The following is an 18,799-nucleotide window of genomic DNA, read 5'->3' on the forward strand; positions in this document are numbered from 1 at the left end:
CCCCCTTGATCACTCTCTCGGTCGTCGTGCCCGTGCGGGACGGCGAGCGCTTCATCGCCGACGCGCTCACCTCGCTGTCCCGCAACGCGCGCCCCGGCTTCGAGTTCATCGTCGTGGACGACGGGTCCGTGGACGCCACGGGCGACATCATCGACGACTTCGCCGATGACCTGCCCGGGCTGACCGTGCTGCGCAACCCCGCCGCGGTGGGGCTGGCGGACGCGCGGAACGCGGGCCTGTCGGCCGCGACCGGCCGGTACGTCACGTTCATGGACGGCGACGACTGGCTCGCCCCCGGCTACCTGGAACGGCTCGTCGCGGCCATCGACGGGCTCGGCTGCGACTTCGTCCGCACCGACCACGTGCAGGTCGAGGGCCGAAAACGGGTCGTGCACCGCGCTCCGCAGGCGCGGCGGGGCGCGGTGCTGGACCCGCGCGCCGCCATCCTGCCCGCCGGGGTGCGCACCATGGTGGACTACCCGTACGCGTGGGCGGGCGTCTACCGGCGTTCCCTGGGCGACCTGCTGCACTTCCCCGGCTCGCTGCACACCGCGGAGGACCGGCCGTGGATCTGGCGGCTGCACCGGGAGGCCGCCACGTTCGCGGTGGTGTCGCTGGCCGGGGTGTTCTACCGGCGCCTGGTGCCCGGGTCGCTGACGCAGGTGGGCGACGAGCGGCAGCTGCACTTCTTCGACGCGTTCGAGCTGGTCTTCAAGGACCTGGAGCCGGAGTTCCGGCCCAAGGCGGTGCGCAACTTCTGCGCCCTGCTCGCCCATCACCTGCACCTCGGCGATCGCTTCACGCCCGGCCTGCGTGTCCGTTTCGAGGAGCGCGGTGCGCACATGGTACGGACGCTGCCGCCGGAGCTGGTGGCGGAGTCGGCGGCGCGGATGTCCGCCGAGCGCGAGGCCGCGCTGCGCGCCCTGGTGCCCGATCTGCCCCCCAGCCCGCACGTCCGGGTCCGCCGCGACCGGGAGGAGACGTCGTGAAGGTCTTCTACGCCTCGACGCTGTTCGGAGTGATGTCGCTGGCGGCCGCCATCGACGACGGCCGGTTCGGCGCGGGCCGCCGGGTCCTGGTCGTGTCGAACAACGCGGCCGTCCCCGAGGTGGCCACGCCGGCCGACCGGGCGCCCGGCTTCGCCGCGCTGCGCTCGCGCTTCGACGAGGTGCGCTCGTGGAACGAGCTCATCGCGCCGCTGCACCCGTCGGACTGGCGGGCGCGGGTGATCGAGGTGCCGATGACGGAGCGGCTCATCCGCTCCCACTGGGGGCTGGACGGCGTCGAGGAGCTGGTGCTGGAGTCGATCGCGGTGCCGCCGGCGCGGACGATCGCGGGGCTGGTGCGGGACTGCCCGATCTCGGTCTACTCCGACGGGCTGATGAGCTACGGGCCGACCCGCGACCCGCTGCCGGCCGAGATCTTCCGGCGGATCGACCGGCTGATCCATCTCGATCTGGTGCCGGGGCTCGAACCGTTGCTGCTCAGCGAGTACGGCGTCGCCCCCGAGATCCTGCCCGCCGAGCGGTTCCTGGCAGTCGTCCGCGAAGTGTCGGAAATTTCGGATGTGTCAGGGGTGTCCGGGCCGGCCATGATCCTCGGCCAGTACCTGTCGGCGCTGGACATCGTCACCCCCGAGGAGGAGGCCGGCCTGCACGAGAGCATGCTCAAGGCCCTGGTCGCGCGCGGCCACACCGACGTCCTCTTCAAGCCGCATCCGGCCGCCGGCCGCCGCCACGCCCAGCTGCTGCGGGCCGCCGCCGGTTCGCTGGGCGTGCGGCTGACGGTGGCCGGGGAGAGCGTGCCGGCCGAGGTGTGCTTCGCGGCGCTGCGGCCCGAGCTGGTCGTGGGCTGCTTCTCCACGGGGCTGGTGACGGCCTGGCGCTACTTCGGGCTGCCGGTGGCCTCGTACGGGACCGGGACGGTGCTGCGGCGGCTGACCCCGTACGAGAACAGCAACCGGATCCCGGCCACCATCGTGGACGCCCTGCTGCCCAGGCTGTCGGCCGAGGGCCACATCGAGCGGCCGCCCGAGCTGGACCTGCCCGCGCTGCTGCGCGCGGTGGGCTACTGCATGCAGGCCGACGCCTATCCCGAGCTGCGGCCCGACGGCATCGCGTTCGACCCGCGCTACTTCAAGCGCAGGCGCCTGGAGGCGCTGGGCCTCGCCGAGGTGGCCAGGCCCGGCGCGTTCACCCGGATCCGCAGGAAGCTCAGGTCAGCGCTCTGACGTAGTGCTCAGCTCAGCGCCTCGGGGCTCGGGTCAGCGCTTTCGGGTGAGGCTCAGGTCAGCGCTTTGAGGTAGCGGCGCATGCGGCGTTTGGCCCGGTAGCCCGCCCGCAGCATCTTCGGGGGCACCTCCACGCGGAGCCGGGCCCTGCGCCGGGCCGCCGCGTGCTCGGGGCCGTCGAGCAGCGACCTGGCGGGCACGCGCGGCCCGGCGACCAGCCCGGCCAGCAGCCCCGTCCAGTCGTCGCGCCCGGCCGGATGGAAGTAGTTGGCCGCGCACCAGGCGGCCGAGGCCGTGCGGAAGTCGCCCCGAGCCAGCTCCTCCAGCGTGCCCAGCAGGTCGCTGCCCTCGAAGACCAGGTTGATCATCTCGGCGCTCACGCCGAAGTCGCGCAGCACCAGCGACGGCACCCCCATCGCGATGGCCTCCAGCGCCGCCGTCGAGCTCACCGTGACGAACCCGGCCGCCCGTTCCAGCTGCTCCCGCATGGACCCGGCGGCGAACGTCAGCCGGCCCGGCTCGCCCATCTCCCGCCACAGCCGCTGGTAGTGGTGGCGTTCGTTGTGCGTCTGCCGCTCGCCCTCCAGCGCGCGCAGCTTGACCACCACGTCCAGGTCGGGCCGGCGTCCGGCCAGCTCGGCCAGCGACAGCAGGATGCGCTCGCGCCGCTCCCGCTCACGCGGCACCTTGGCCTGGGTGGCGAACACCACCCGGTTCCCGCCGCCCGCACCCGCCTCGGGCCGCAGGAACGGCAGCCGGGCCAGCCCCAGCTCCCCTCCCCCGCCGAGCCGGGCGGCGATGCCGGCGAACTCGGCCACCTCCCGCTCGCTGTGCACCACGAACAGGTCGCAGCCGCTGCGGAACAGCCAGGCCTTCTCGGTGGCGGGCACCGAGATGCCCGGCAGCCCGCTGACGAACACCGGGCGCGGGCGCAGCCCGTCGAGCACCTCGGCCACCAGCACGTCCACCACGGGGCCCGTACAGGCCACGAGGATCACGTCGGGCCGGGTGCGCTCGGCCAGCCGCCGCACGGAGCGTGCGGACAACACCGGCGGCGGCGGCCCCTCGGCCCGCGTGCCGCTCACGGCCGCGGCGATCTGCTCGGGCGAGGGCGCGATCGGCGTGCGCACCACGACCAGCTCCGTCACGCAACCCTCGGGCAGGTCGCCGAGCAGGCAGGCGGCCCATTTCAGATACGAGTCGGAGTCGGCGACCGCCAGCACTCTCAACCGGACACTCCTGTCAGATGCGAGCGCAGGGCGGGTGCCGCCCTGCTGGTCCACCAGTCATCGGGTACGTCCACCGGCTCGACGGCGACGCCGCGCGGGCTGAGCAGGATCCGCAGCGAGGTGATCGCGGTCGAGGGGAGGCTGAGCACGCGCTGGCCGGCGTCCAGGCCGCGCAACGTCAGCTCGGCCGGCACGCCGGCGTCGTGGACGGTGATGCCGGGACGGTCCCGGATCAGCGCGACGTCCACGGGGTCCTCGCGGCGGTGCGGGTAGTACGCCAGGGGCTCGCGGGTGGCCAGGTCGGTCAGCCAGCGCAGGTAGTGGTCGCGGTGCACGAGGCCGTTGCGGACCAGCGAGGTGCCGAGCACGACCGTGCGCTCGGACGGGCCCTCGGCGCTCGGCGGCTGGGCGCGCAGCCAGGCGAAGTCGTGCCGTACGAGATCGACGCCGGCGCGGCGGACGGCCGCTTCGAGCCGGTCGGCCACGGGCAGCGCGGTGAACACCGCCACCTCGCTCAGCCGCAACCGCACCGCGGCGGCCAGCCCGAGCAGGGCGCGTGCCCTGGTGGACCGGGCGCGGGCGCGCAGCAGCGGCCAGTACGGGCCCGCCGCCAGCAGCTCCAGCAGCCGCAGCGTGGCCAGCCCGTCGTCCACGATGACGACGCGGCCGGTCCTGGAGGTGAGCCAGCGCAGCTGCACCCGGCCGGAGAAGGCGTCCCCGACCGCCCGCACGCGTCCCGGCATGCGCTCGCGCGGCTCGGCCAGTTCGAGGCCGCCGGGCAGCTCCAGCACGCTGAGCTCACGCCGCGTGGCCTGGAGCGGCCGCAGGCCCGCGCGGGGCACGACGGCCGTCGCGGGGCCGAGCAGCCCGGCGTGGTGGGCCTCGACGGCGCACAGCATCTGGAGCGGGGACTCCACCCAGGCCGACGCCTGTTCGACCACTCCTTGCCCTCCCAGCGGGGTGATGGGCCGTTCACGACCGCTTCAAGGTAGCCCCACCGGCTTAAGCCGGCCGGAACGCGGCATGAACAATGGGGTGTATGAACTCGCTCTTGCTCAACACGGACGGCGTGCAGATCCCGCAGCTCGGGTACGGCGTCTTCCAGGTGCCGGCCGACGAGGCCGAGCAGGCGGTCGCCACCGCGCTCCAGGCCGGCTACCGCCACATCGACACGGCCGCCGCGTACGGCAATGAGGAGGGGGTGGGCCGGGCCGTCCGCGCGAGCGGGCTGCCGCGCGAGAAGGTGTTCGTCACCACCAAGTTGTGGAACGGCGACCACGGCCGCGCCGAGGCCGCCTTCGACGAGAGCCTGACCCGGCTGGGGCTGGACCACGTCGACCTCTACCTCATCCACTGGCCGGTGCCGCGGCAGGACAAGTACGTCGAGGCGTGGAAGGCCATGGAGCGGATCTACCGCGACGGGCGCGCCAAGGCCATCGGCGTGTCGAACTTCACCGTCGGCGCGCTCACCCGGCTCATGGAGGAGACCGACATCACGCCGGCCATCAACCAGATCGAGCTGCACCCGTACCTGCAGCAGCGCGAGCTGCGTGCCTTCCACGAGGCCAACGGCATCCTCACCGAGGCGTGGAGCCCGCTGGGGCAGGGCAAGGGGCTGCTGACCGACCCGGCGCTGACGGTGCTGTCGGAGAAGTGCGGCAGGACGCCGGCGCAGATCGTGCTGCGCTGGCAGTTGCAGCTCGGGAACGTGGTCATCCCGAAGTCGGTGACGCCGGCCCGGATCAAGGAGAACATCGACGTGTTCGACTTCATTCTCGACACGGAGACGATGGCGGCCATCGGGGCGATGAACAGGGGGCAGCGGATCGGTCCTGACCCGGACACGTTCAACGTGACGTGATTGGCGGTTCACTGCTTTTGTGACGGGAGAGGCTTTCGGGCTGTCCCGATTTATCCCCACATAACCATCTTTTTACCTTTCCTGTACGATCTGCGGCGTGCGAGAATTCACCTGGGGAATAGCGGCGACCGGCGGCATCGCGCGTACCGTGGGGGCGGCCATCGCCGCCGAACCGGGCATGCGGGTCGGCGCCGTCGGTTCACGGAACCTGGCCAGAGCGCAGGCCCTGGCCGCCACGCTGGGGGCGGAGTCGGCCTACGGCTCCTACGAGCGGCTGTGCGCCGATCCGGCGATCGACGCCGTCTACGTGGCCACGCCGCACGCCCAGCACCTCCAGGTGGCCGAGGCCGCCATCGCGGCCGGCAAGGCCGTGCTCTGCGAGAAGCCGCTGGCGGCGAGCGTGGACGACGCCGAGAAGATGGTGCGGCTGGCGCGCGAGGCGGGCGTGTTCCTGATGGAAGCGATGTGGATGCGGTTCAACCCCCTCATCCGGCTGATCGCGGCCGATCCGCGCTTCGGTGACCTCCGCTCGGTGCAGGCCACGTTCGGCTTCGCCGCCCCGTACGATCCCGCGCATCGCCTGTGGGCGCCCGAGCTGGGCGGCGGCGCCCTGCTCGACCTGGGGATCTACCCGTTCGGCCTGGCTCAGCTGCTCCTCGGCACGCCCTCGGGCCTGCACGTCACCGGCTCCCTGGCCCCGACCGGGGTGGACGCGGAGGTGGCCGGGACGTTGCTCTACCCGGGCGGACGGCACGCTCTCGTGGCGGCCTCCTTGCTGGGGAATTACCCGAACATGGCCAGCGTTGTGGGTACCCGGATGCGGGCGGACATCCCGGCGCCGTTCTGGGCGCCGAAGCGGATCCTCCTCACCGGGCCCTCCATGGAGCCGGAAGAGCACGTGCTCGATCCGGCGGACAACGGTTACGCCGGGGAGCTTCGCGAAGTCCGCGCCGCCACGGCCGATGGCAGGACCGAATCCTCGATCATGCCGCTTGATGAATCCCTTGCCATGATGGGACTTCTGGCCGACGCGCGCAGACAACTCACCTGACTGCGCTTTTATGGATTTGTAATCCTCTTGCCTCATGTATTACCTTATGAGGCACCTTGAGGCATACGCCCGGTTTGTCCGGCTATGTCTGACCATCGCACGAAAGATCACAGGATCGTCCTGTGACCGCTGAATCCGTCTTCGTACGGAACCGGGGACCCACGTCCTTGGGGTGAATCGGCACCTCGGTGCCGTAGGGCAGCTTCCACGCCCGAACCCGTCAGCTAACCCGGTAAGCGGCATGGAAGCAAGGAGTAACCCCCTCGATGGCCAAGTACCGTCTTACCGCTGCGCCCAAAACCGGCATCACCCGCGCCCTCCTGGGCGCCACCATCCTGGCCTCCGCACTCGGCGCCCCCATCGCGGCCAACGCCGACACCGCCACCGGAGTAGCCGCGGCCACCGCCGCCAGGCACCCGGACACCGCCGTCGCCGCCCACGAGGCCGGCGGCAAGAGCGCGGAGACCAAGGTCAACGTCACGGCCGACCAGGTCCTGTCCCTGGCCAAGGCCCAGATCGGCACCTCCGAGAACTCCTCGGGCGGCGGCACCAAGTACCAGCAGTGGTACGCCAACTCCCAGCGCGCCGCCGAAACCGTCGCCCGCGACGGCGGCAACCGCAACGCGTACCTGAACGCCGCCTGGTGCTCGATGTTCGTCTCCTGGGTCGGCGAGCAGACCGGCGCCCGCCCGCAGGTCGGCTGGGACGCCTACACCGTCGCCCACGCCAAGTGGTTCAAGGCCAACCACCGCTTCGGCAGCGAAGCCAGGCCCGGCGCCGTGGTCTTCTTCTCCTGGAAGGGCGGCAAGTCCCTCAGCGACATCCAGCACGTCGGCTTCGTCGTGAAGGACAACCAGAACGGCACCATCTCCACGATCGAAGGCAACACCGGCAACGGCAAGGTCGAGGAGCGCATCCGTCCGAAGTCGCAGGTCGTCGGCTACGGCTACCCCGAGTACGCCGCCTGACACACCCCGCCGACACGAGCGCGCGCCCCACTGTGGGGCGCGCGCTCGCGCCTTTCCGGGATACGGGGCCCGCGCGAGGGCTTCGGGGGCAACTGCAAGGCCTTCCACGATGGGGCGCCTCGCGCCACGAGGTTCCAGACAGCACTCCCCAAGGGAGCTACCGCCCCCTTTCGATCCCCCGACCCCCCGCTCGCTCCGCTCGCCGTCGAAACCCCCGGCCCTGAGCACCGAGATAGGCACTCAAGTCGTCAGCGGAAGACGGGGCCGGCCATCGACCCAGCGAGGCAGTAGCCGACTGGATGGTAGATCGCCCAGAATGACACAACAGGGCGCGGCCGAGTCGTACGCACAAGGCGTAAGGACACGGGGCTGGCGAGCCTGGTAGCCGCGAAGCGCATAGGAGGACCGTCAGGTGATTCGGCCGGTGACCAGCACCTCCACCGCGACAGAAGCGGCTACTGCGGGATCGGGAGGCGCCGGGGTCGCTTGCCCGGTGGGCGTCGCGCCTGCCGGCGAGTGAACAAGGCGGTCTACGACGAGGTCTGCGTCCTCTGGGCGGAGCACATGGGCCTGCCCTTCCCCGACGACCTGCGTGGCGTGGACATCTACGACAAGCCGGTCGTCTATCTTGATTCCTGCATAGCAGGCCCGATCACCAGCTATGTCGGGAGTCAGAGGGGCGTGCTGAACGATCGTCAGCTGCGAATCGTGAAGGAGTGCGCCCGTGATCTGCGGGCACTGCTCCCGCGTCTGCGTCGCCGCGAAGGGCGAACGTACGTCGCGCGGTTGGTCCGAATCGGCGAGCTGATCATCAGGGATGCGCGCGTCTGACAGCAGTCACCGCAGGGCTTCTCAGCTACCTCGGTGGAAGGTCTGTAGCGGTGGCTCCGACCGCAGGCTGCCGTGAATCCTGGTGCCTGCTCTCGGCGTGAAGATTCCCGGCCAGTTCCTCCAAGGTCTCCCCGCAACGCACGTTGAACCGGCCGCTGTTCTTGGGCACGAAGGTGACTCGCATGGCTACCCAGCCTCCGGACATGTCGGTGACTGCGAGCCAGGGAATCTGCTGAGCACTTGCTGCACGGTCGGAGACACGGCTGTGCTCCGGCGATCAGTGACGAGAGCGGATGCGACATGTGCAGTGGTACGCCTATTCCCGCCACGAATGTCGATACGGCAGGGTGGCGGCTCAACCTAGCGTGGTGACCCAGATACCGCCGCAGTTCGGGTCCGGGCCGGTCGTGGCTGCCGCTCTCGCCGAGTGCGATCTACCAACCATCCTCGAAGAGGTGCGGCGGGCGCACGGCTGGACGCAAAGCCAGCTCGGAGGCTGTCACGCCTGCGCGTGAACTCGCTCGGCCGGCTGTGGCGCAGGTGGATCTCGCGAGCCCTCTATGCCTGAAGGTAGATCTCTTTACATCTATCGGACTGTCATCGGCCTGAGCGACCTTGCGGGCTTCCAGTGCGGCATCGGCGGTCAGCGCACCTGCCTTGAACGCGGCCGCTATCCCTGCGACCACGTGCCGGTGCCTATCCGCCCTGCACGATCCGGCCGGCCGGCGTTCCGTAGTGCCAATGTCGCTCAGCCGGAGGCGGGAGGGAGCGTACCGGCAACTGCTGCCGGCCAACGCATGGGTGCGGAGATCCTGCTCCAGCTCCGGCCACCACGAGGGCCGGAGATCCGCCGGCGCCTCCGCACCGACCCGCGCCGCTTCGACGAAGAGAACCCCGAGCGCCACGTCATAGGCCCAGAACATCGCGTCCCCGAACATCACCGGCACTGTCCTGCTCAACGACGCTCCTCCGCGACCGATCGCTCCCAGCGCACATCATGTCGAACCGATCACGTCCGCGGCACGTCATGAAGGCATGATGATGCGCGTGCTCGCGGCGTTCTCCATGGCGACGGCACTGTTCCTGGTTTCCGCCGGTCCGGTTACCGCCGCTGCGGGTTGCAGCTGCGCGATACGTACACCGAAGCAGCAGGTAAGCGAGGCGACGGCCGTCTTCACCGCGACCGTCACGGACGTCCGCGTGGACGAGCCGATGCTGAACGGCGGCGCCGTCACCGCCAGGCTCCGTGGCGACCACGTCTACAAGGGCACGCCGAACGCCGAGGTCGAGGTGTTCACCGAGGCGCAGGGGGCGGCCTGCGGGTACGAGTTCGTGAAAGGTGCTCGCTACCTGGTGTTCGCCCGTACCCGCGACTCGGGGCTGGCCACGACCATGTGCTCGGGCAACCGACGCCTGCCTGCCGGCGACCACCCGCTGCGGCTCTCCGACCGCACCCAGGGCATGGGGCCGCTCACTCCCGAACTGATCACCGCCCTCGGGACCCCTGTCCGGGTCGATGCCGGACCCGCACCCGCCCCTGACCGGACCGGCGTCACGGTGATCGCCGTACTGGCGGCGGCGATCGTCCTGGCAGGAGCCACCTGGGTCCGCCGAAGGGCTCGGGCGCGCTGATTTCCAGGCGGCGACGCTCGCGAGTAGCGCGGCTTGACGGCCGGACCGCCGGCCGGTGTCCAGCGGCGGCTCCTGATCACCCGCGAGAAGTTGTCGGTCGCGCCCGATACGTTTCGTGATCTCAGAAGCCCTCCGCGACACAGCCACGGGAGTCCGCAGCATGGGAGCGAAAACCAGTCTGATCGCCTACTCCGACGGTGATCTGCCCGGACTCCTCCGCACTCTTCACCGGCCTGACGTCTCCGCGACGGCGGCCCTGATCGACCGGGTCTTTCCCGGCTGGGTCGTCTCTCCGGCCGAGCCGGGCAATCTCTCGGACGACGTCCGGCCGCCGGAAGATCTCGCCTATGCGACCAGCTTTCCCGGGGTCGAGCTGGTCTGCGCCGACAGCTTCATGCTGGACAACCCCTCCCTCCTGCCCGCCCATCTCGTCGCGGCGAGCGGAGGTCGCAGGCTCGTTCTGCACGCCATGCACAGCGTGGTCGACTGGCTGGCCTTCGCCGTGTGGGAGGACGGCCGGCTCGTACGGTCCCTCAGCCTCTCCCCCGGTCACGGCGTCATCGAGGACGTCGGCGAGCCCTTCCCCTTCGAGTTGCCCTTCTGGGAGGGACTGCATCCCGTCGAGCCCGATCCCGCCTGGGCCGGCCCGAAGCCGTACGCGCTGCCGTTCCATCCTCTCGAGCTCGGTGAGGTGGCCTTGCATGTGCTGTTCGGCTTCACCATCGAGGGCGAGGTGCATCCGGACGACGTCGATCCTGAAGACGTCGCGCTTCTCGGGTTCAGCATCGCCGATCCCGACGGTCCCACCTCTGAGGAGCGGCGGGCCGAGCTGATGGCGATTCGGGAGCGGATGGGAGAGCCGCGGTTCTTCCGGCTTCAGGGCGATGGTTCCTTAGGGGAGATCGGCCTCGACGAGCTGGCCTGACCGGCGCCCGTGGGCGTCCCGGCCGTGCGTTTCGTGGTCGAGACCCGGGGATCAGGCCGGTCGCCGCCGGTTTTCGGGTGTCGCTGAATTGTTCTCGGGTGGCGTTCTCGCTGAGCTCACGTGAACGCGTCGCGTTGGATGGTGTGCAGGTCCGCGTAGGGGCCGGGGAGGGTGACCAGGTCGGCGTGGGTGCCCTGCTGGACGATGCGGCCGTTGTCGAGGACGACGATCAGGTCCGCCATCCGCACGGTCGGGAACCTGTGGGTGATCAGCAGGGTGACGGCGCCGGGGTGGCGGCGGGCGGCTTCGGCGTAGCGGGCGAAGACGGCGCTCTCGGCCGGGGCGTCGAGGGAGGCGGTCGGCTCGTCCAGCACCAGCAGGAGCGGGGCGTCGCGCATCGACGCGCGGGCCAGGGCCAGTTTCTGCCACTGGCCGCCCGACAGGCGTACGCCGTGCTCGAACGTGTCGCCCAGTTCGGTGGCCGGACCGTGCGGGAGGTCGGCCATGAGATCGGTGGCGTCGGCGCGGGTGAGTGCGGTTGCCACGGCGGTGAAGTCGTGGAGACGGGGCAGGTCGCCGACGCCGACCGTCTCGGCGGCGGTGAGTTCGAAGCGGGCCAGGTCCTGGAAGACCGCGCTGATGCGGTGACGCCAGTACTCGGGTGCCAGGTGGCGGACGGGGACGTGGTCCACCAGGATCTCACCGTGGTCCGGGCGGTAGAGGCCGCACAGGAGCTTGGCCAGGGTGGTCTTGCCCGAGCCGTGCGATCCGACCAGGGCGACGGTGGATCCGGCGGGCAGATGAAGGTCGAGGTCACGCAGGACCTGGCGGGACGTGCCGGGGTAGGTGAACGACACCTGGCGCAGGGTGATGCCGTGGTCTAGGTGCTTGTCCAGCGGCTGCTCGTCCCGGGAGCCGGCGCCGCCTGGGACGGTCGGTTCGGGAACGGGCTTCCCGGCGGAGGGAGCCGGCGAGGCTGGGCGAGCGGTTCCGACGTCCGGCGTTGTCGGTGTGGGAGGGGGCTGGGAGACGGAGAGCTCCGTCGTGTTCGGGTGGGTGGTGGTGGCGTAGTGGCGGAGCCAGGACAGGCGGGAGACGGCGCGCAGGCCTGAGGTGACCGAGCCGAAGTGGAAGGCCAGGCGAGAGGCTTGGGTGACGAACTGGACGCCGACCGTGGCCACCAGCACGATGTCCCCCGCCGTGGCCTGACTGTTTCGGGCCAGCCAGGCGGTGTAGCCGAGGGCCGAGACGTAGCCGGCCAGAAACGTGGCCGAGCCGGTGAACGTCAGCAGGGCGGCTCGGATCCCGGCTGTGGTCAGAGCGGCCGAGGTCTGCTCCCATCTTTGGCCGGCCATCGTGTCCAGTACCGGTGCGGCGCCGCTCAGGCGGGCTTCCTTGGCTGAGCCGGCTGACGTGATCGTTTCCGACAGCGCTTCCTCCAGGCGGGTGGTCTCGGCGGTGCGTTCTGCGGCGGCGTCGATGTGGCGGGCTGCGCGGCCGCGTACCAGGAGGGAGGGCAGGACGGTTGCGCCGAGCAGGAGCAGCAGGAGCGGGTGTACGGCGGCCATCAGCCCCACGCCGAACGCGATCTGCGCCGTGTGCTCCACCACGAGGGCGAGGGCCCACACCGCGAAGTACAGGTGCCAGCTCTCCTCGCGCAGCGTCCGCAGCCGGTCGAGGTACGCGGGGCGTTCCAGGTGTTCGATGGTGGGGATGGACGAGGTGAGGGTGAGGATCTCCTCCTGGACGGACAGGCCCATGCGTTCGGCCAGGTCCTGCATCAGGGCCAGTTCGGCGCGGCCGAGCGCGACGCCCGCCGCCAGGGACGCGCCCGCCGCCACGGCCCAGAGCGCGGCACGGACGGCCTGGCCTGCGGTGGCGGCGTCGGTCAACTCCCGGAGGAAGACGCCGACCAGGCCGTGGCTGAGCGCGCCGGACAGGAGGAAGGTGGTCAGGACCAGGCCGGCGCGGCGATCGGTGTGCCAGGCGAGAACCAGCAGGGTGCGGAGGGTGCCCCACGTGGTGGAGGTCGCCGGGGTGGAGGTTACGCCGGTCGTGGCCCCCGTGGAGGTTGCCGGGGTGGCGGTGGCGCCAGCCGTCACGGCATCCGTGGAGGTGGCCCCCGCGGAGGTCGCTTCGGTAGAGGTGGCATCCGTGGAGGTGGTCGCGGGGGACGTCGCTTCGGGGGACGTGGCCGGGGGCGGGTTCGTGGTCATGGGGCGTCCTGGGTGATCAGGTTCGCCTGGAGGTGGTACCAGTGCGCGTAGTGGCCGTTCGCGGCCAGCAACTCGGCGTGGTCGCCTTCCTCCGCGATGGCGCCTCCGTCGAGGACGACGATGCGGTCCGCTCTGCGTACGGTGGCGAAGCGGTGGGAGATGAGGATCAGGGTGCGGCCGCGGGTGCGCTGCAGCAGGCGTTCGAAGATTTCGCGCTCGGCTCGGGCGTCCAGGTGAGCGGTGGGTTCGTCGACGATCAGGATCTGGCGTCCGTGCGGGTGGAGCGCGTACATGGCTCGGGCCAGCGCCACCTTCTGCCACTGGCCGCCGGACAGGTCGCGGCCCCTGGTGAAGGCGCGCGAGAGCGGAGTGTCCAGGCCGTCGGGGAGGACGTCTAGGAGGTCGAGCGCGTCGGCCGACTCCAGGGCGGACAGGACGTCGGCGTCGGTGCCGTCGAAGGCGGGGTCGCCCAGGCTGACGTTGTCGCGGAGGGAGAGGGGGTAGCGGATGAAGTCCTGGAAGACGGCCGCCGCGGTGGCGGAAGTGGTGGTGGCGACGCCGGTGGTTCCGGTGCTGGTATCGGTGCCGAAAGTGGCGATGCCCGTGCCGGGGGTGCCCGTGCCGGGGGTGCCCGTGCCGGGGGTGCCCGTGCCGGGGGTGGCGGTGCCGATTGTGGCGGTGCCGGTGGTGGGGGTGTAGAGGCCGGTGAGGAGCTTGGCCAGGGTGGTCTTGCCGGCGCCGTTGCGGCCGACGATGGCCAGCCGTTCGCCCGGGTGGACGTGGAGGTGGAGATCGCGGAGGAGGGGGGTCGCGGCACCGGGATAGGCGAACGTGACTCCGTCCAGCGCGAGAACGCTCCCGTCGCGGATGGACGAGGTGCGGGTCGGTGCGAAGGCGTCCTCGTCCGTCGCCAGGCGGGCGAGCGAGGCACTTTCCGGTGCAGAGGCGTCGCCGATACGCACTGTGCGGACGGACGAGACGTCTTTCGGTGCGCGTGGGTTTCTGGTGGTTTCCGGGGCGATGGTGGCGTGGTCGGGTGTGGATCGGTGTCGGGTGGGGGTGAGGAGGCGCAGGGTGGCGTTGTAGGGCTCGCTTGCGTGGGCCAGTTCGAACATTTGGTGGCTGCCCGCGCCGTAGGCGAAGACCAGGAGGGCCGCCAGTACGCAGCGCGCCAGATCGCCGGGGCCGAGTAGGCCCGTGCCGGTGTGCCAGGCGAGGAGGGCGAACGTGCCGGCGGCGGAGAGCAGCTGCAGGGCCAACACCGTTCCGTATCCGCGCACCACGGCTCGTCGGCCGCGTGACTGCGGGGTGAGGAATGCGCGCATCGCGGTCACGTACCGGTCGATGAAGAAGGGCTGGAGGGAGAAGACGCGCAGTTCCTTGGCGGCGCCCGGGCCTCCCGCGACCTCGGAAAGGTAGTCGGCGCGGCGTCGGCGGCGGGCCTGGGCGGGGCTGTCGGCCAGGGTGTCGGCTCCGCCGGGGCCGACGAGCATGGTGGCGATGCGGCGGTTCTGGAGCAGGGCGAGTGACAGGGCCAGGAGCGCCGCCCACCACACGTGCAGCGCCAGGATCGCCGCACCCAGCAGGGCGGAGGTCAGGCGGCTCGCCTCGCCGGCCGCGGCCACCGCCGCCGTGCCCGGTGTCCTGCCACGGTGGCCGTGGAGGGCCAGCCGTAGGTCCGCCTGGGTCGCCGGTGTTTCCAGGAGGGCGAGCGGCAGGTTCGAGGCGACGGTGCGTACGCGGCCTCGGAGGACGCCGTCGATTCGGCGGGCCGTGGCGGTTCCGGTCGGTTCGCGGAGTGCCGTGCAGAGTTCCTGGGCCAGCAGTGCGAGCAGCAGCGTGATCAGCGGCATGGCGCCCCCGTGGGAGACGAGGAGGCCGAGGGGCACCGTGCTGAGTGGGCCGAGTGTGGCCGCACCTGCGCTGAGCAGCATGAACGGCAGCAGTCTGCGTGTCCCGGCCAGTCGTAGCAGCGCGGCGTACTTCATCGGTATCTCAATCCGATGTGGATGTATTGGTCTGCCATGGACGCGACCGTAACCCGGCGATGTGGCGTCGGTCAAACCAATGTGGGCGAATTGGAATTCGCGTGCGATCCCCTTCGGTGTCAGGGGGCGGCCGGGATTGAGTAGGTTCTGGGCGGCGGGGGTTCGGGGGCGGTGCCGAAAGGCCGCAGAAGATGTGCACCGGAGCTGTCGATTCGCCGTTGTGTCGTTCGACGCGTTGACGAAGAGGCGGCAAGCGAGGTGGCCGCCCGTTCACGAGCGAAAGAGAGCAGAGCGATGAAGTTCATGATCGTGGGTAAGGCCAGTCCCGAGACCGAGGCGGGGGAACTGCCCAGCCAGGAGCTCGTGGACAACATGCACGCCTACAACGAGTCGCTGGCCAAGGCGGGGGTGCTGCTCGCGGGCGAGGGCCTCTACCCCAGCTCGCAAGGGGCGCAGATCGCCTACAGCGGTGGCAAGGCGAGTGTGATCGACGGGCCGTTCGCGGAGGCCAAGGAGCTGATCGCCGGGTTCTGGCTGATCCAGGTCAAGTCGCGTGAGGAGGCCATCGAGTGGGCGCTGCGGGTGCCGGTGCCGCCGGGGCACGACGGGATCGGGCTGGACGTGTGGCGGGTGTTCGACGCCTCCGACGTACCGGACGACTCGATGCCGGCCGAGGAGCGTGAGCGCGAGGAGGCGCTGCGGGAGCGGCTCGGCGTGGACCAGCCCGACGCCTGACCACCGCTGAGGCGGGTTGCGGGGGTGTGGGGCGGGCTGGTCTCATGGGCCGGTGACGGCTACGGACACTCACCGCGCCATCGAGGCGGTCTGGCGGATCGAGGCGGCCCGGCTCATCGCCGGGCTCGCCGGTCTGGTGCGCGACGTCGGCCTGGCCGAGGAGCTGGCGCAGGACGCGCTGGTCGCGGCGCTGGAGCAGTGGCCGGAGTCGGGCGTGCCGCGCAATCCGGGCGCCTGGCTGATGACGGTGTCCAAGCGGCGCGCCATCGACCTGATCCGGCGTAACGAACGGCTCCAGCGCAACCTCGTCGAGCTCGGCCACCGTCTCGATCTGGAGGAGGAGCTGCCCGAGGTCGACGAGATCGAGGACGACCTGCTGCGGCTGGTCTTCACCGCCTGCCATCCGGCGCTGTCGGTGGAGGCGCGGGTGGCGATGACGCTGCGGGTGCTCGGCGGGCTGACCACCGACGAGATCGCGCGGGCGTTCCTGGTGCCGGAGGCGACCGTGGCGCAGCGCATCGTCCGGGCCAAGCGGACGCTCGCCGACAGGAAGGTCCCGTTCGAGGTGCCGCAGGGCGCCGAGCTGGCCGGGCGCCTGTCCTCCGTGCTGGGGGTCATCTACCTCATCTTCAACGAGGGCTACTCGGCGACCGCCGGTGACGACTGGATGCGGCCCGGTCTGTGCGCGGACGCTCAGCGGCTGGGCCGGGTCCTGGCCGGGCTGATGCCCGCGGAACCCGAGGTGCACGGCCTGGTCGCGCTGATGGAGATCCAGGCGTCCCGGGCGGCGGCCCGGGTGGGTCCGTCGGGTGAGCCGATCCTGCTGCTGGAGCAGAACCGGGCGAAGTGGGATCGGCTGCTCATCAACCGCGGTCTGGCCGCGCTGGACCGGGCCGAGGAGCTGTCCAGGGCGGAGGGTGCGGCACCCGTCGAAGCTGTCGCAGGGTCGGGTGGCGACGCGGAACGGGGCAGAGGTCGAGGAGCGGGCGGAGGCGGGGAAGTCGGCGCGGGGCTGGGGCCGTACACGCTGCAGGCGGCCATCGCCGCCTGTCATGCGCGGGCGACCGCTCCCGAGGAGACCGACTGGGTGCGGATCGCGAGCCTGTACGAGTCGCTGGCCCGCCTGTCCCGCTCCCCCGTCGTGGAGCTCAACCGGGCGGTGGCGCTGTCGATGGCGTACGGGCCGGCGGTCGGGCTCGGGCTGCTCGACCAGATCGTGGACGAGCCGTCGCTGAAGGACTATCACCTGCTGCCGAGCGTACGCGGGGATCTGCTGGTCAAGCTGGGGCGGACGGCGGAGGCGCGGGCGGAGTTCGAGCGGGCGGCGGGTATGACCCGTAACGCGCGTGAGCGCGCCCTGCTGGAGGAACGCGCCGCCGGCTGCGGCACCGGCGTGGAGGAACGCGCCGCCGGCTGCGGCACCGGCGTGGAGGAACGCGCCGGCACCGGCGTGGAGGAACGCGCCGGCACCGGCGCTTCAGAAGGCGCCACCCGGACGTCGCCCGCCGGGACCGACTGAGACTCACTCTGGGTGACATTGCCCTGAATGTGGCACGAATGGTGCCTCTTGAGATGGGAGCGCTCCCAAACGGGCCTTTGCGAAGTTTCAGACCATATGTCCTGTTCAAGGCTGCTAAACCGCCCCATTGGTAACGGTTCCGTTTCGCGGGATTGACGGGCAGAGCGGCTAAGTGCACCCTTTGTGGGAGCGCTCCCAAGACTCCCACCGCGGCGGAGCGTGTGCCGCGGTGCACTCCCCAACCAGTCACCCGAGAAGGGGTCCACCATGATGATCAGCAAGCGTCGCGGCGGTCTTGCCGTGGCCTCGGCCCTGGCCGCGGCGGCGCTCACCGTCGCGTCCTGCGGTTCCGGCAGCACCCCGGAGTCCAGCGCTCCAACCTCGTCGGCGGCCGCTGAGCCCGTCACCATCCGCGTGCAGACCTTCGGCGGCGGCACCAACTTCGGTTACAAGAACGCCATCACGAAGTGGAACGCCGAGCACAAGGACATCCAGATCAAGGAGGAGCACCTCACCGACCAGTTCGAGCAGCAGTACTGGCCGCAGATGATCCAGTGGCTGCAGGCGGGCAACGGCGCCGGTGACGTGGTCGGCATCGACGAGGGCGGCATGGGCCTGGCCAAGGCGCACCCGGAGTGGTGGGCCGACCTGAAGGAGCACGGCCTGGAGTCGCGCAAGGCCGACTTCCCGGCGTGGAAGTGGGAGAACGGCGTCGCCGCCGACGGCAAGCTGTTCGGCCTCGGCACCGACATCGGCGGCATGAGCATCTGCTACCGCACGGACCTGTTCAAGAAGGCCGGCCTGGCCACGGACCGTGAGGAGGTCAGCGCGCTGTGGCCGACGTGGGACGAGTTCATGAAGGTGGGCCAGCAGTTCCAGGCGAAGGTCAAGGACACCAAGTGGGCTGACGGGACCAACACCCTCTACCAGGTGGTCCTCTACCAGGAGGCGGCCAAGAACGGCAACGTCACCTACTTCGACAAGGACAACAACCTCATCGTCGACAAGAACCCGGCGGTGCGGACGGGCTTCGACTTCGCCTCGAAGATGAGCCAGCAGGGCCTGACCGCCAAGCTGCGCAACTTCACCGACGAGTGGGCGGCGGGCACCCAGAAGGGCGCGTTCGCCACGGTCGGCTGCCCGTCCTGGATGCTCGGCGTGGTCAGCGGCAACGCGGGCGACGCGGGCGCGGGCAAGTGGGACGTGGCCTCGGTGCCCGGCGGGGGCGGGAACTGGGGCGGCTCCTGGCTGGCCGTGCCGAAGCAGTCGAAGCACCCGAAGGAGGCCGCGCAGGTCGCGGACTACCTGACGCAGGCGCAGACCGAGGCGAGCATCTTCACCGACTTCGGCAACATGCCGAGCAACACGAAGGCGCAGCAGGACCCCGCGGTGCAGGGCGCCAAGAACGAGTTCTTCAACGACGCCCCCATCGGTGAGATCTTCGCCAAGTCGGCGTCGAGCCTCCAGCCGGTCTTCCTCGGCGTGAAGCACGCCCAGGTCAAGAACGCCATCGAGTCGGTCATCCAGGGCATGGACGACGGCTCCGTCCCCTACGACAAGGCCTGGCAGCAGCTGGTCGACGACGCGGTCAAGGCCGCGGGCTGATGACCGTCC

The 18,799-nt window shown here is 70.7% G+C and carries 15 protein-coding genes and 1 riboswitch; of the genes, 11 read left to right on the plus strand and 4 right to left on the minus strand.

The annotated features are described in order from the left end of the window. Positions 1-5: 5 nt before the first annotated feature. Together B0I32_RS28610 and B0I32_RS28615 are read left to right on the plus strand one after the other, a co-directional pair. Positions 6-989, plus strand: a complete 984-nt coding sequence (locus B0I32_RS28610) for a glycosyltransferase family 2 protein (protein ID WP_106245053.1) — start codon at positions 6-8, stop codon at positions 987-989. Beyond that, positions 986-2,230, plus strand: coding sequence for a polysialyltransferase family glycosyltransferase (locus tag B0I32_RS28615; protein WP_219912037.1), 1,245 nt, complete (start codon positions 986-988; stop codon positions 2,228-2,230). The genes B0I32_RS28610 and B0I32_RS28615 overlap by 4 nt, the downstream gene beginning before the upstream one ends. Positions 2,231-2,283: 53 nt before the next feature. Here B0I32_RS28615 and B0I32_RS28620 read toward each other — a convergent pair whose 3' ends face one another. Next, positions 2,284-3,453 (minus strand): DUF6716 putative glycosyltransferase, encoded by a 1,170-nt coding sequence (locus tag B0I32_RS28620; protein ID WP_245956111.1) that lies wholly within the window; start codon positions 3,451-3,453, stop codon positions 2,284-2,286. 2 nt (positions 3,454-3,455) lie between these two features. Continuing rightward, positions 3,456-4,400: a hypothetical protein gene (locus tag B0I32_RS28625; RefSeq protein ID WP_106245057.1), complete on the minus strand. Its 945-nt coding sequence runs from the start codon at positions 4,398-4,400 to the stop codon at positions 3,456-3,458. A gap of 98 nt (positions 4,401-4,498) precedes the next feature. On the opposite strand from B0I32_RS28625, the gene B0I32_RS28630 reads away from it, so the two are divergent. The 6 genes from B0I32_RS28630 (at position 4,499) to B0I32_RS28660 (ending at position 10,727) form a co-directional block, all read left to right on the plus strand. Beyond that, positions 4,499-5,320, plus strand: a complete 822-nt coding sequence (locus B0I32_RS28630; protein ID WP_106245059.1) for an aldo/keto reductase — start codon at positions 4,499-4,501, stop codon at positions 5,318-5,320. A gap of 97 nt (positions 5,321-5,417) precedes the next feature. Beyond that, positions 5,418-6,371, plus strand: a complete 954-nt coding sequence (locus B0I32_RS28635; protein ID WP_219912038.1) for a Gfo/Idh/MocA family protein — start codon at positions 5,418-5,420, stop codon at positions 6,369-6,371. Positions 6,372-6,488: 117 nt separating this feature from the next. Continuing rightward, a riboswitch (cyclic di-AMP (ydaO/yuaA leader) is annotated at positions 6,489-6,625 on the plus strand. Positions 6,626-6,637: 12 nt separating this feature from the next. Further along, positions 6,638-7,339, plus strand: coding sequence for a CHAP domain-containing protein (locus tag B0I32_RS28640; RefSeq protein WP_181307884.1), 702 nt, complete (start codon positions 6,638-6,640; stop codon positions 7,337-7,339). Positions 7,340-7,855: 516 nt separating this feature from the next. Continuing rightward, positions 7,856-8,170: a hypothetical protein gene (locus B0I32_RS28645; RefSeq protein WP_106245062.1), complete on the plus strand. Its 315-nt coding sequence runs from the start codon at positions 7,856-7,858 to the stop codon at positions 8,168-8,170. 1,035 nt (positions 8,171-9,205) lie between these two features. After that, positions 9,206-9,802 (plus strand): hypothetical protein, encoded by a 597-nt coding sequence (locus B0I32_RS28655; protein WP_106245063.1) that lies wholly within the window; start codon positions 9,206-9,208, stop codon positions 9,800-9,802. A gap of 160 nt (positions 9,803-9,962) precedes the next feature. Beyond that, the gene (locus tag B0I32_RS28660; protein WP_106245065.1) at positions 9,963-10,727 is read left to right on the plus strand and encodes a DUF6928 family protein; all 765 of its coding nucleotides are present in this window, start codon (positions 9,963-9,965) and stop codon (positions 10,725-10,727) included. Positions 10,728-10,843: 116 nt separating this feature from the next. Here the strand turns inward: B0I32_RS28660 and B0I32_RS28665 are convergent, their stop codons facing one another. Both B0I32_RS28665 and B0I32_RS28670 read right to left on the minus strand, forming a co-directional pair. Continuing rightward, positions 10,844-12,829, minus strand: a complete 1,986-nt coding sequence (locus B0I32_RS28665) for an ABC transporter ATP-binding protein (protein WP_106245067.1) — start codon at positions 12,827-12,829, stop codon at positions 10,844-10,846. A gap of 110 nt (positions 12,830-12,939) precedes the next feature. Beyond that, the gene (locus tag B0I32_RS28670) at positions 12,940-14,931 is read right to left on the minus strand and encodes an ATP-binding cassette domain-containing protein (RefSeq protein ID WP_146178347.1); all 1,992 of its coding nucleotides are present in this window, start codon (positions 14,929-14,931) and stop codon (positions 12,940-12,942) included. 294 nt (positions 14,932-15,225) lie between these two features. On the opposite strand from B0I32_RS28670, the gene B0I32_RS28675 reads away from it, so the two are divergent. The 3 genes from B0I32_RS28675 (at position 15,226) to B0I32_RS28685 (ending at position 18,790) form a co-directional block, all read left to right on the plus strand. Next, positions 15,226-15,666 (plus strand): YciI family protein, encoded by a 441-nt coding sequence (locus B0I32_RS28675; RefSeq protein WP_106245069.1) that lies wholly within the window; start codon positions 15,226-15,228, stop codon positions 15,664-15,666. Positions 15,667-15,718: 52 nt separating this feature from the next. Then, positions 15,719-17,185, plus strand: a complete 1,467-nt coding sequence (locus B0I32_RS28680; RefSeq protein WP_106245070.1) for an RNA polymerase sigma factor — start codon at positions 15,719-15,721, stop codon at positions 17,183-17,185. 267 nt (positions 17,186-17,452) lie between these two features. Further along, complete coding sequence (locus B0I32_RS28685) at positions 17,453-18,790, plus strand: ABC transporter substrate-binding protein (protein WP_106245072.1); 1,338 nt, start codon at positions 17,453-17,455, stop codon at positions 18,788-18,790. Positions 18,791-18,799: the final 9 nt, after the last annotated feature.

This window comes from Nonomuraea fuscirosea (genome assembly GCF_003001935.1).
Taxonomy (GTDB): domain Bacteria; phylum Actinomycetota; class Actinomycetes; order Streptosporangiales; family Streptosporangiaceae; genus Nonomuraea; species Nonomuraea fuscirosea.